This window comes from Cytobacillus sp. OWB-43, from assembly GCF_034651445.1.
GTDB classification, from domain to species: domain Bacteria; phylum Bacillota; class Bacilli; order Bacillales; family Cytobacillaceae; genus Cytobacillus; species Cytobacillus kochii.
Genome location: NZ_JAYEFF010000001.1, coordinates 363,434 through 375,753 on the forward strand (window position 1 = coordinate 363,434; position 12,320 = coordinate 375,753).

General features: G+C 35.5%; 14 protein-coding genes. 11 read left to right on the forward strand and 3 right to left on the reverse strand.

Going from position 1 to position 12,320, the window contains the following annotated elements; all coding sequences use genetic code 11:
• Nucleotides 1-5: 5 nt before the first annotated feature.
• Nucleotides 6-965 carry a heme A synthase gene (locus U9M49_RS01910; protein ID WP_322909200.1) on the reverse strand — a complete coding sequence of 320 codons (960 nt, stop codon included), beginning with the start codon at nucleotides 963-965 and terminating at the stop codon, nucleotides 6-8.
• A gap of 1,056 nt (nucleotides 966-2,021) precedes the next feature.
• Here U9M49_RS01910 and coxB point away from each other — a divergent pair.
• The 7 genes from coxB (at nucleotide 2,022) to U9M49_RS01945 (ending at nucleotide 8,407) form a co-directional block, all read left to right on the forward strand.
• Nucleotides 2,022-3,080 (forward strand): cytochrome c oxidase subunit II, encoded by a 1,059-nt coding sequence (gene coxB / locus U9M49_RS01915; RefSeq protein ID WP_095369654.1) that lies wholly within the window; start codon nucleotides 2,022-2,024, stop codon nucleotides 3,078-3,080.
• A 34-nt stretch (nucleotides 3,081-3,114) separates the two neighbouring features.
• Nucleotides 3,115-4,980: a cytochrome c oxidase subunit I gene (gene ctaD / locus U9M49_RS01920; protein WP_322909201.1), complete on the forward strand. Its 1,866-nt coding sequence runs from the start codon at nucleotides 3,115-3,117 to the stop codon at nucleotides 4,978-4,980.
• Nucleotides 4,980-5,609 carry a cytochrome (ubi)quinol oxidase subunit III gene (locus tag U9M49_RS01925; RefSeq protein ID WP_095369652.1) on the forward strand — a complete coding sequence of 210 codons (630 nt, stop codon included), beginning with the start codon at nucleotides 4,980-4,982 and terminating at the stop codon, nucleotides 5,607-5,609. The genes ctaD and U9M49_RS01925 overlap by 1 nt, the downstream gene beginning before the upstream one ends.
• A 3-nt stretch (nucleotides 5,610-5,612) precedes the next feature.
• A complete protein-coding gene (gene ctaF, locus U9M49_RS01930) occupies nucleotides 5,613-5,945 on the forward strand; it encodes a cytochrome c oxidase subunit IVB (RefSeq protein ID WP_095369651.1) in 333 nt (110 codons plus the stop codon).
• A 268-nt stretch (nucleotides 5,946-6,213) separates the two neighbouring features.
• Nucleotides 6,214-7,116 carry a cytochrome c oxidase assembly factor CtaG gene (ctaG, locus tag U9M49_RS01935; protein ID WP_095369650.1) on the forward strand — a complete coding sequence of 301 codons (903 nt, stop codon included), beginning with the start codon at nucleotides 6,214-6,216 and terminating at the stop codon, nucleotides 7,114-7,116.
• A gap of 184 nt (nucleotides 7,117-7,300) precedes the next feature.
• On the forward strand, nucleotides 7,301-7,768 hold the full coding sequence (locus tag U9M49_RS01940) for a DUF420 domain-containing protein (protein WP_095369649.1): 468 nt from the start codon (nucleotides 7,301-7,303) through the stop codon (nucleotides 7,766-7,768).
• Between the two features lie 309 nt (nucleotides 7,769-8,077).
• Nucleotides 8,078-8,407, forward strand: a complete 330-nt coding sequence (locus U9M49_RS01945) for a hypothetical protein (RefSeq protein ID WP_095369648.1) — start codon at nucleotides 8,078-8,080, stop codon at nucleotides 8,405-8,407.
• Nucleotides 8,408-8,433: 26 nt separating this feature from the next.
• Here U9M49_RS01945 and U9M49_RS01950 read toward each other — a convergent pair whose 3' ends face one another.
• Nucleotides 8,434-8,793 (reverse strand): YugN family protein, encoded by a 360-nt coding sequence (locus tag U9M49_RS01950; protein ID WP_095369647.1) that lies wholly within the window; start codon nucleotides 8,791-8,793, stop codon nucleotides 8,434-8,436.
• A gap of 495 nt (nucleotides 8,794-9,288) precedes the next feature.
• Here U9M49_RS01950 and U9M49_RS01955 point away from each other — a divergent pair, with 495 nt between their 5' ends.
• Entirely contained in the window at nucleotides 9,289-10,371 is a 1,083-nt protein-coding gene (locus tag U9M49_RS01955; protein WP_095369646.1) for a CAP domain-containing protein, read from the forward strand.
• A gap of 46 nt (nucleotides 10,372-10,417) precedes the next feature.
• On the opposite strand, the gene U9M49_RS01960 is transcribed toward U9M49_RS01955, so the two are convergent.
• Nucleotides 10,418-10,906, reverse strand: coding sequence for a PaaI family thioesterase (locus U9M49_RS01960; protein WP_322909202.1), 489 nt, complete (start codon nucleotides 10,904-10,906; stop codon nucleotides 10,418-10,420).
• A gap of 202 nt (nucleotides 10,907-11,108) precedes the next feature.
• On the opposite strand from U9M49_RS01960, the gene U9M49_RS01965 reads away from it, so the two are divergent.
• The 3 genes from U9M49_RS01965 to U9M49_RS01975 all read left to right on the forward strand — a co-directional run bounded on the left by U9M49_RS01965 (nucleotide 11,109) and on the right by U9M49_RS01975 (nucleotide 12,290).
• A complete protein-coding gene (locus U9M49_RS01965) occupies nucleotides 11,109-11,513 on the forward strand; it encodes a YlbD family protein (RefSeq protein WP_095369644.1) in 405 nt (134 codons plus the stop codon).
• A 16-nt stretch (nucleotides 11,514-11,529) separates the two neighbouring features.
• A complete protein-coding gene (locus U9M49_RS01970) occupies nucleotides 11,530-11,769 on the forward strand; it encodes a YlbE-like family protein (RefSeq protein ID WP_191812444.1) in 240 nt (79 codons plus the stop codon).
• 89 nt (nucleotides 11,770-11,858) lie between these two features.
• Nucleotides 11,859-12,290, forward strand: a complete 432-nt coding sequence (locus tag U9M49_RS01975; RefSeq protein WP_095369643.1) for a hypothetical protein — start codon at nucleotides 11,859-11,861, stop codon at nucleotides 12,288-12,290.
• Nucleotides 12,291-12,320 lie beyond the last annotated feature (30 nt).

Here is a 12,320-nt window from a genome sequence, read left to right on the forward strand (position 1 = left end):
AAAATTTATGATAATGGAACGTTTTTGTCTTTTTTATTGTCCGTTTTCTTTGATTGAGTCAATTCATTTGCTTTGCTTCGTGTTGTGAGAAGGATAAAGTAGCTTAACACCCCAAACAAGCAAGAAATAAAAAATGCATGGGCGAGCGCAATGTATAAGTTTAATTGGGTAATTACAACTAGTGCACCAGCGATGACTTGCAAACTGACTAAAATAAACGAGATAATCCAGCCGATATAAATAACTGGCTGATGCTTATAATGTTTCAGTGCCAGTATCATGATATAGGTAATCCAAATAAATATGATACCAGCTGCTGCACGATGTCCCATCTGAATCCATTCATACATATTTAGGGGAAGACCGATGGCGTCATTCCTACAGAATGGCCAATCGATACAAACGAGACTAGCATTTACATGTCGTACGAGCGCACCTGTATAAACAACGATATAACTGTAGAGTGTAACCCCGATAATGTGGCGCTTCATTCGTTGATCGAGAACAAGTTTTTCTGCTTGGAACTTCTTATCCACTTCGAAAATTAACAAAGTAAGTAATAGAACAGCGGCAAATGATATTAATGAAATACCGAAATGGAGTGCCATCACAAAATCAGATTGTCCCCACATGACTGCAGCTGCACCGATGAGTGCTTGCAATACTAGAAAGATGACAGATGAAATGGCTAGAAATTTAGTTTCTCTTACATGACCAATCTTTTTCCATGACCAAATGGCTAAAATTAGAACCATAAATCCGACAGAACCTGAAACAAGTCTATGCGCGAGCTCAATAATTAATTCGGGTGAAATATTGCTTGGGATAAATTCACCGTGACATAATGGCCATGATGCCCCGCAGCCGTCTCCCGAATCTGTCTTTGTAACTAATGCCCCGCCTAATAGAATGAGTAGCATGCCTATTGTTGTTAGGACAGCGAACCATTTTAATGATCGTTGCAAATCTTTCACCTTCTTCTGAATGTATAGGTATGTATGAGCGCTATGGCTATAAGAATATAGGTTTACGCGGCGCGTGATTATACTTATAAATACCATTTAAATGCTGATATTAGTCATATTGTATAACCAAAAAATTGTGTTCATTATGTTTATTTACTTCATTTTATTCGGATAAGTTATGATTGAAGTAAATGTGAAAAAAATACGTCTATGTATACTCACTTTTTTGATACTACAGGATTCATCAAAATATTACAATACTTATAAAAATTCTTCCGTATTCATCCTTATTTCCCTTGAAAACATAAGTTTTGTCTGCTAGAAATATAGTTGTCATGTAAATATTTCTAAAAAGCATAAGTTGTGTTATTACCTTAATTTATCATTTAATGAAAAAATTATTAACTTAATTATCTCAGAAAAGTGATGAATATATAATGGAAAACAAACTTCTGACACAAATTAGTCATAATTAATTCTAGAAAATTTCACAAAATAACTAAAAAATGTGATTTAATATACAGTGAATGCATCACACTTGTTTTGTGTGGAATTGTAAATGATTTGGAATTAATTATTTTTACTGCTTTGGTGAATTTAATGACAAATATGGTAATGTAAACTAATTTGCTTTATAGTGGAGTTAGTGCTTAACTTTTAATCTGTCATTAAATGCTTTCCAGTATCACATACTAAAAGGGAAATAGGATGAAAACGTAAAATTAGCTTGAAATCTGTCTGAGATTTTTTTAATAATCTGGATATTATGTTTACTCATAAATACATAGCAAACACAATGAGATTACTTACATATTTAAAAAAGTGAACATAATAGTAAGGAAGACAAGCTTTTTAAGAAAGTTGTTTTCTAAGATAGGAATACCTTTTCCAAAGTTTGTAACAATATGATTAGAAGTATGTGTTGGGCTTTACTTAATTTTACTGGTGGGTAGCTCATTTTTCATTTGTTGGGAGATTCTCTCTTGTTGAGAGATTTATCCATATTAAGTTTTAGCACTCAAAGAAATTTTCACGAAAGAGGGGTATGAATAAGCTATGAAAAGGCTTGCAAAAGGGCGTCTGCTATTTATGTTAGCTGTAACGACGTTATTTCTAGCCGGCTGTGGTGAGCCATTTATATCGGCACTACAACCAGCGGGTGAAGTTGCGCAAACACAATATGACCTTATGCTATTGAGTACATTCATTATGGTTGGTGTCATTATTGTCGTGACAGTCATTTTCCTTATCGTACTGTTTAAGTTTCGTCGTAAAGACGATAAGATTCCTAAACAAGTTGAAGGAAGTCACAAATTAGAGATTATCTGGACTGTTATACCAATTTTATTACTTCTAGTTTTAGCTGTACCGACTGTTGCAGCTACGTTTGACTTAGCTGATGTTTCTCCTATGGAAGATAAGAATGAAGAGGGGAAAACGGATGTAACGGTGGTAAATGTTAAAGCGAATCTTTATTGGTGGGAGTTCGAATATCCGAATCAAGGTATTGTAACTAGCCAGGAGCTAGTAGTTCCTACTGACGAAAAAGTATATTTCAATCTACTATCAACAGATGTGAAACATTCATTCTGGATTCCAGCTGCTGGTGGTAAGCTTGATACCAATACTGAAAATACGAATAAGTTTTGGTTAGAATTTGATAGTAAAAAAGCTGATGAAGTAGGTAATATTTTTTATGGGAAATGTGCTGAGCTTTGCGGACCATCACATGCATTAATGGACTTTAAAGTAAAAGCTATTTCAAAAGATGATTTTGATGCTTGGGCTGAAGACTTGGCTTCTATGGAAGAAGCAGCTCAACCTGAAACTGCGTCTGCAGAACAAGGGCAAGAAATCTTTAATCAAAGCTGTATTGGGTGTCATGCAGTTACACCTACAGGAGCAAATGCTGTTGGTCCTAACTTGACAACTTTTGGTGACCGTACGCATATAGCTGGATACTTAGAGCATACAGAAGAGAATCTGAAAGCTTGGATAAAAGATCCAGAAGAATTTAAGCCTGGAAATAAAATGACAGGTCAGTATGGTGACCTTTCAGATGAAGAAATCGATGCATTAACAGATTACTTAATGGGCCTTAAAGTTGAGGATTGATAAGGCGATTTGCGTTTAAGAAGGAGGTAAAATTGTGAGTACCTATGCTCAGAAAAAAGGTGTTGGCGCCGTTTTATGGGATTACTTAACAACTGTTGACCATAAAAAAATCGCCATCCTTTATCTAATTGCTGGTGGATTTTTCTTCCTAGTCGGTGGACTAGAGGCAATGTTTATCCGTATCCAGCTAGCCGTACCAGGCAATGATTTTGTAAGTGCTGGAGTATACAATGAAATACTCACTATGCACGGTACAACAATGATTTTCTTGGCAGCGATGCCGTTGATATTCGCATTTATGAATGCGGTTATGCCACTACAAATTGGGGCACGTGATGTTGCATTCCCTTTCCTTAACTCTTTAGGGTTCTGGTTGTTTTTCTTTGGTGGTGTATTTCTAAACCTTTCATGGTTTTTAGGAGGAGCTCCTGATGCTGGTTGGACTTCTTATGCGTCCCTTTCACTTGCGTCAGAAGGTCACGGGATAGATTTTTACGTACTAGGATTACAAATCTCAGGTGCGGGTACATTAATAGGGGGAATTAACTTCCTTGTAACGATTATTAATATGCGTGCACCAGGAATGACTTATATGCGTATGCCATTATTTACATGGACAACGTTTGTAACGTCAGCATTAATACTATTTGCATTCCCTCCACTAACTGTGGCACTTTTCTTAATGCTTTTTGATCGTTTATTTGGAGGAAATTTCTTTAACCCAGATATGGGTGGTAACACAATTATTTGGGAGCATTTATTCTGGATCTTTGGACACCCAGAAGTTTATATCTTAGTATTACCAGCTTTTGGTATCTTTTCGGAAATCTTTGCGATTTTCTCAAGAAAAAGATTGTTTGGTTATTCATCAATGGTGTTCGCTACTGTGTTAATCGGGTTTTTAGGTTTCATGGTATGGGCTCACCATATGTTTACAACTGGATTAGGTCCGATCGCTAATGCCATTTTCTCTGTGGCGACAATGGCAATCGCTGTTCCGACGGGGATTAAAATATTTAACTGGCTCTTTACAATGTGGGGCGGTAGCATTAAATTTACAACCCCAATGTTGTATGCTATTGCGTTTATACCAACCTTTACAATGGGTGGAGTAACAGGTGTTATGCTTGCGTCAGCTGCACAGGATTATCAGTACCATGATAGTTACTTTGTTGTTGCTCACTTCCATTATGTTATCGTTGGTGGAGTTGTCTTCGCATTACTTGGCGGTTTACATCTATATTGGCCGAAGATGTTTGGCACAATGTTGAATGAAGCCCTTGGTAAAGTAACATTCTGGTTATTTTTAATTGGGTTCCATTTAACCTTCTTTATTCAACATTTCTTAGGTTTAATGGGGATGCCGCGTCGTATCTTTACGTTTAACGAAGGTCAAGGGTTTGAAACTGCGAACTTGGTAAGTACTGTTGGTGCCTTCTTTATGGCGGTAGCAACAATCGTATTATTAATTAATGTGGTTATGACCATTGCGAAGAATAAAAAAGTTGGTGGCGATCCATGGGGTGACGGACGTACACTTGAATGGGCAATACCATCACCACCACCGTTTTATAACTTTAAACAGCTTCCGCTTGTACGTGGGTTAGATGCTTACTGGATTGAGAAAATGGAAGGTAATAAAGAGATGACTCCTGCTGAGCCAATAGGTGACATCCATATGCCTAACAATTCATTTGTTCCATTTGTTATTTCAGTAGGATTGTTTATCGCGGCATTTGGTGCAATGTACCATAATGAACATTCATGGGGCATCCCAGTACTTATTATCGGCATGTTGGTTGTCTTTGGTTCTATGTTCTTTAGATCAGTGAAAGATGACCACGGATATCATATTCATAAAGAGGAATTAATGGATGATGATAAAGGGGGTAAGGCATAATGAAGGCAGATGAAAAATTCACATATGAAACATGGCCTGCAGCGCCTGAAAAGCAAACCCTCGACGGAAAGAATAAATTTTTAGGTTTCTGGCTATTTCTTGGTGGTGAAACTGTTTTATTTGCGACTTTATTTGCGACTTATTTAGCATTAAAGGATCGTGTACCAAACAGTGACCATTATTTAGCAAAAGACCTTTTTGAAATACCATTAGTGTTTGTTATGACAATGTTGTTATTAACAAGCTCATTAACAAGTGTTTATGCAATGTACCATATGAAGAATTTCAACTTCAAAAAAATGCAGTTATGGTTAGGCATTACCGTATTACTCGGTTTAGCTTTCCTTGGTTTAGAAGTTTATGAATTCAACCATTATGTACATGAATACCATCATACATTTACAAGTTCAGCATTTGGTACAGCTTTCTACACACTTGTAGGCTTCCATGGTGGTCACGTTGCATTTGGTCTTGCATGGATCATTACATTAATGGTACGTAATGCAAAACGTGGATTAGACCTTTATACAGCACCAAAGTTTTATGTTGCAAGTTTATACTGGCACTTTATTGATGTTGTATGGGTGTTTATCTTTACGGTTGTATATTTAATGGGAATGGTGGGATAACTGATGGCAAATGAAGAATTAAACTCAGGTAACCCAAAAGTTGACATTGAATATCGTCGCAGAAAAAGCGCAGAGGAAATGAGATATCAGGTTGTTTCATTTGCAATGATGATCTTTTTAACATTTGTGGCTTTCATTGCTGTTGGCTATGATATTTCCGGATGGTTTACCATTCCGTTTATCTTAGTACTAGCAATCGTTCAAGTAGGCTTCCAACTATATTATTTCATGCATATGAGCCATAAAGGACATGAAGCTCCTGCATTGTTCCTGTATTCAGGTGTCTTTGTAGCTTTCATTACTCTGCTGGCATTCATGACAATTATTTGGTGGTAAAATGAAAAACGGCTGATAAATTTCAGTCGTTTTTTTGTGGGTTAAAAATGGTTAAAATAGATTGCTAATTAATTCATGTAATAGATGAATAACAAAATTGAGCTACAATTCTTAAAAATTTATGACAGTTACAACAATCAAGGTAAGATGTTGACACCGATTCCATAAAGTGGGTTGCCACGGTCTTTAAGACAAGCGTATAATAGACATTGATATCAGAAACAATAATGATGGCCTGTAGTATTACATAAAATGAGGTGACGTAAGAATGCCACTTAGTATTTTTGGATTTAGAGCATTATGGAGTCCGTATTTTCTTCTAGCATTGGTCTTGTTGTTAATTTTGTATTTTTTAGTGACCGTTAAGTTTCGCCACCGTTTTGCAAATAGTGAACCATTACATAAGAAAGAAGCGCTATTCTTTTCCAGTGCAATCTTAGTCTTATATCTGATTAAGGGATCTCCGCTTGATCTAATGGGACATTTGATGTTTTATGCACATATGATTCAAATGGGTGTACTCTATTTAGTTGTGCCAATCTTGTTTATTTACGGAATTCCTAAATGGATGTGGCGTTCCTTTATTGCCTTACCAATCATAAAACCATTGTTTCGCTTTTTTACAAAACCATTAATTGCTTTAATCTTTTTTAATGGCTTATTTTCTTTTTACCATATCCCATTGATTTTTGATGTAATTAAAGTAGATATGACTTTGCATACAGTTTATACAATCATCTTATTTCTCTTTGCTATATGTATGTGGTGGCCACTTATCACGCCGTTACCTGAGCAGCAAAGAATAAGTGGGCTAAAAAAAGTCGGTTATATTTTTGCAGATGGTATTCTATTAACACCGGCTTGTGCACTGATCATATTTGCAGACGCACCGATGTATGCAACGTATTCTGATCCACATGCATGGGGACAAGCATTAGCTCTCTGTGTTCCCACAGGAACCCTCGCAGGATTAAATTTAAGTGGACCAGAAATGTTTAATAGTATGTCTCTACTGCATGATCAGCAGTTAGGCGGCGTTATTATGAAAATTATACAGGAAATTGTTTATGGCTATGTTTTGGCGCTTGTATTTTTTGAATGGTATCGCAAAGAACAGTCAGAGGAGAAAGAAGCTGAAAATCAGCTCATGAACCCAAGAACAGTGGAATAAATCTCGAGCCTACCTAGCTACTAAGGTAGGCTCCATTTTTGAACAATTAAAGAACTTTTACGAAAACCATTCAATCATGATTGAAAAAGAAGGAATACTTTTATAAAATGAGCATAGCTTCTTCATGTAATTATATGAAGAATAAAGTACATATAGGAAGTTTGATAAGAGAAAGGAAGTTACTATGGAGCATTCATTGCCTGTCTTACCAACAATCAGTACAACCTTTATCGTGTTAAGTGCCATTATGGTGGCAATTGGTTGGGTTCAAATTAGTAAGAGAAAAATTGACGCACATAAAAAATCGATGACATTAGCTGGCATTTTTGCCATCATATTCTTTATTATTTATGCTAGTCGAACAATCTTTATCGGAAATACATCATTTGGTGGCCCTGATGATATAAAAATTTATTATACCCTTTTTCTTGTCTTTCATATTACATTGGCCACATCAGGAGCGGTACTTGGAATCATTAACTTGTATACGGGATATAAGAATAAGTTAAAGCTTCATAGAAAGATCGGTCCCTTTACAAGTATTATTTGGTTTGCTACTGCCATTACGGGGGTAGCCGTTTATTTACTACTATATGTTTTTTATCATGGCGGAGAAACAACATCATTAATCAAAGCGATATTCGGATTCTAAAAAGTCCAAAGTCATGTAAGTCCGAGCTTATTCGAGTGCTAGTATCATTCGAATAGGTTCGGACTTTTTTTGCTTGCTTGTATTTCCATGTCAATACTTGACACAGTAATACATAAAACTGTAAATGAAGAAAGAATAAATGAGAATAAAGTAAGTAAGACCATCAAATAGTAAGAAACAAGAAGTTTTTAGGTTACTGTCTAAAGAGTACTTTTTGTAAACATAGCAGAACAAAATGAGATCAAACTGCATTAACTATAATATCCTTTACTTAATAAGGTTGAATTCAGAAATGAATGGATGATGCAATTGGAAAAGCGAGATGTGGAAAAACAAAAAGTACGCAAATTTATCATTTCATCCATTGTAGAATCCAATATACGCTATCTTCAAATGGATGGTGCAGAGGAAAAGGTAAGGTTAATTAGAAGAAGTAGTGAAGATATTATTACGCGATTAGATGATCAGGTGATAATTGAAGTAAGATTAAGTATTAGACCTTATAAAGAAGTATTAACAGATTTGATGATTTTACAAAAACAAATTATTGAAGATATTCGATTATTGACTGGACTTCGCGTTGGTAAGGTGGTTTTGAAAATAGAGCATTGCTCTATCGACTCGATAGAAAAAACGTGAAGATTTGTTCTTCACGTTTTTTTTGCTTACTTAAGTATTTGTTCTAAATCATTATTAATGTCTGTTAGGATCTTTTCAGATTGCTTAACAAGTGATTGTGGAAAGTGTTCGCCATCCCCATATTCTACTCCATGAGGATAATAATGTTTGCCTAATAAAGGAGTAAGTAATTGAATCGTCGCCTTTCTAGCGCCAACGTCCCCTTCGACTGCATGTCCAAATACACGAAGATAGTAGATTCCTTCTTTTAATTCAAATTTTCGATCGTATGTAACTCTTTCATAATCCCACTGTCCTGCACGTACTAACTGATAAGAATCCATTAGGTCATCTAGTCGCTTTAGTTCAACTTGCTTGTTTTCTAAACCCGTATTTTCAAGCTTCATAATAATCAATCCCTCCTGAAAAAAACAATTGGTAAACAGAACCAATATTGAATCATCTCAAATTTAATAATAGTTGAAAAATGGACAAGTTGCAATCTTTTTCAAATGGATCATTATATTCACCTAACACTAGTATTCCCAACATCCTTCATATATGTATAATGAAAAAATTAGTGAAAAGAATGATACATATAGAGGTTAATGATATAAAGTTCATTTCCATGTATAATAAGATGTATAAACCTTTAAATCGAGATTTTTAAACAATTTAAATTAGCTTCTTTATTGAAGCGTACCTTATAGTTGTTGTAAAGGTTTTCTTAATTCATAAACAACTTGCTATTATCCATTTCTATGTGATGATATACTATATTTAAACATATGTTATAAAAAATACTTTTTCGTGTATTGGAAAGATTGGGAGTTATGTGATTCTTAACGATACTCATGTTTATGACATGGATATAATAGAAGTGTCCGGGTTTAAAAGAAGTCATGGGAGGTGCAAGTTCTCTGAAGAGTGTATTACGCGTATTTGTACTGATATTGGCTCTTACCGTTATATGGTTATACTTAGATTTTAGTAGTGAAGATCAACTGCTGTTGAGTGATGAGGGTACAGAAGTTGCTCAAGATGAGACGATAGGTAATCAACAGGATGAAGAGTCAATGGTTGCTGAGATGCCTGAAGAAGGGTTGCTTACTTTAATGGGGTCAAAAGCTTCGGATATAAAGAAAGAGTTTGGTGAACCGGAACGGATTGATCCTACACTTCAAGGCTATGAATGGTGGATTTATCCGAATGGCAACCATGAATATATACAAGTCGGTATATGGGAAGGGAAAGTTATTTCCATATATGCCACAGGTGAAGAAGTGGATGTTACCCCTTTTAAAATAGGACAACCATCAGGAGAAATTTATTCTTCGTTATATGCAGAAACAAATATAGAAATTGAATTCGAAGGTAGTGTTTATCGCTTTGAGTTATCAGAAGCGGACATGAATATGAGACCAATTATTAGAATTGGCGATTATTATGCATTACTTTATTTAGATAAATTTACAGGTACGCTTTCTAGTGTACGTTTTCTAAATGATGAGTCTTTCGTGATGTTAAGGCCTTATGAATTAGTTTATAGGGGCGAGTTATTTGTCGTAAATGATATAGAAGAAGAGGAAGAAGCCGCTATCAATCGAGGAATGGAGCAGCAGATTATTGATATTACAAACGTAATGAGAGAAAGATATAATGTGAATGAGCTTAGCTTAGATGAGCAGACCCAAGAAGTAGCATATAACCACAGTGTGGATATGTATGAAAGTGAAGCCTTTTCGCATACGTCGGATGAATATGGTGAACTGTCAGATCGCCTAAAAGCGGGCGAGGTTGCTTATCTATCTGCTGGTGAAAATATCGCTGCTAATTATGTAGATGCACCTTCAGTAATGGAGGGATGGTTAAATAGTAGTGCGCATCGTGAAACTTTATTGAACGAACAATTTACTCACATTGGTGTAGGTGTTCATAAGAAGCACTTTACACAAAACTTTATTGAAAAATGGGAACAAGAATAAAGACGTGGCATACTCATTGTATGATGAGTGCACGTCTTTTTTTTGTTCACTTTCCGATAACAAAAAAGTTAGAGGAAGCAGTTGCAACCTTCTTACCGTCGTCTCTTTCAACGACTGCAGAGAGGACCATCATACGACTTCCTTTATGAGTGATTGTTGCATGACAAGTAAGGTTGTTGCCTTTAATTGTAGCTAAATAATGAATGTTTAATTGTGTAGTCACTGCCACCTTATCTAACGGAGCTGCTTCATTGCTTAGAGTACCCATTGCAGTATCAATGAGTGTAGCAATCATACCTCCGTGAACAATACCAAGCGGATTATAAAGTAGAGGTGTAATAGGGATGGAAATTGTAACAGCATCATCTTCTAACTGTTCTTCTACATTCATAAATGCTTCAATATATGAACGATTAGCCCCATTTTGCTCTCTTTCTAAACTATCCACAATACTATCGATTAACGCTAAATCTTTGTCATTAGTCTCGGCAATAATTTGTGAAAACTTTTGAAGTAAGAAATCTTTCTTTGTCATAATTTGTGAAACTCCTTGTTATATCATTAACTTTAAGCATAAACCGTTTTCATCCTCATTCCAATAAAATGAAGTTTTGTATATGTGCTTATCTTTATCGTAACAGAAACCTAACCAATAGAAATATAGAAATTTATCACTATTATGGAGGTGCACTCATACAATAAAGTAGGCATTTGTAACGAAAACGAGGTGAATAATAGTGGCACAGAAACAATTGCACCCAACTGTGGAACGGTTTAAGTCTTATGTGAAAAAGAATCCATCAGTACTAAAAGAAGTGAGGTCCGGCAAAAAGTCGATGCAGCAATTGTATGAAGAATGGTACCTATTGGAAGATGATGAGCAAGATGTGCGTGATCAGAAGAGTGATTCTTCCGAAACCACTACTGAAAACAAACAAGATTGGATCAATCAAGTGATGGGAACTGTAAAAAACATGGATGTTAATCAAGTACAAGGTTATATTACAAATATGAGCCAGGCTCTCGGAGCAATTCAAGGGGTGTTATCACAATTTCAAGGAGGAGCTACATCCTCTAAAAGCTCTACTAAATCAAATTCAATTGCTCAAAAGCCAAATCCATTTGCATTTAAAAAAGATTAAAAGAAGGTGAAAATCTTTGCGTAAAGATATAAGAGAGTATATTCAACAAAATGAAGAATTAAAAAAGTTCGTTAGAGAACAGCCACAGTGGTATCGAACGTTATCGCGAAACCCAACAGAAATACAGAAATTAGAAGTAGCGTCTTTACATTATCATAAAAAAACAATTCCTCATCATGTAGAAAAGTTTTCTAATGGGGTTCAGATGGCATCTATGATGATGAGCATGTTTCAAGCAATGAACAGTCAATCATAAATGGTCTTCTTCGCTTAGGAAGAAGGCTATTTTTTATGAGTAATTATTATGTAAAAGCAAATAATACATAATAAAAAGGGTTGATGAGCTTGCAGAAAATATATCAATACTTCTCGCTTTGTATTTTATTCATCTTATTAGTAGCTTGCACCAAAGATATTCCAGAGCCAGAAACAAATAGCATACTAGCTCCTGTTAAGGGGCTTGAAATTAGAGAATCTATTCCGGTAACAACGGCCATGGCAAAAGGGCCACAAGATTTCTTCGTCAAGCATTTAGTGGAAGGTAACGATGTATTTATTGAATGTATTGTTGATGGGATAACATTTAGAGAAGATCGACAAGGGGTGAAGGGAAAGTTTATTGTTTATGTTGATGGGGAGAAAACAGAAGAAATCAACCGCGCAGCTTTCAAAATAAAAGGGTTGTCACAAGGGAAACATCATATCAAACTAGAAGTAGTGAGTAGTGATCCCGCGCTTTACTTTTTGACAAAAGAATTTATCGTACAAGTGGAATAATTCTTCTCAGTACTTTAGATTTTAGGTATT

What these genes read in the sequence shown, in the direction of transcription:
- coxB (WP_095369654.1), top strand. Translation starts at nt 2,022, where the DNA reads ATGAAAAGGCTTGCAAAAGGGCGTCTGCTATTTATGTTAGCTGTAACG.
- U9M49_RS01925 (WP_095369652.1), top strand. Translation starts at nt 4,980, where the DNA reads ATGAAGGCAGATGAAAAATTCACATATGAAACATGGCCTGCAGCGCCT.
- ctaF (WP_095369651.1), top strand. Translation starts at nt 5,613, where the DNA reads ATGGCAAATGAAGAATTAAACTCAGGTAACCCAAAAGTTGACATTGAA.
- ctaG (WP_095369650.1), top strand. Translation starts at nt 6,214, where the DNA reads ATGCCACTTAGTATTTTTGGATTTAGAGCATTATGGAGTCCGTATTTT.
- U9M49_RS01940 (WP_095369649.1), top strand. Translation starts at nt 7,301, where the DNA reads ATGGAGCATTCATTGCCTGTCTTACCAACAATCAGTACAACCTTTATC.
- U9M49_RS01950 (WP_095369647.1), bottom strand. Translation starts at nt 8,793, where the DNA reads ATGAAGCTTGAAAATACGGGTTTAGAAAACAAGCAAGTTGAACTAAAG.
- U9M49_RS01955 (WP_095369646.1), top strand. Translation starts at nt 9,289, where the DNA reads ATGGGAGGTGCAAGTTCTCTGAAGAGTGTATTACGCGTATTTGTACTG.
- U9M49_RS01960 (WP_322909202.1), bottom strand. Translation starts at nt 10,906, where the DNA reads ATGACAAAGAAAGATTTCTTACTTCAAAAGTTTTCACAAATTATTGCC.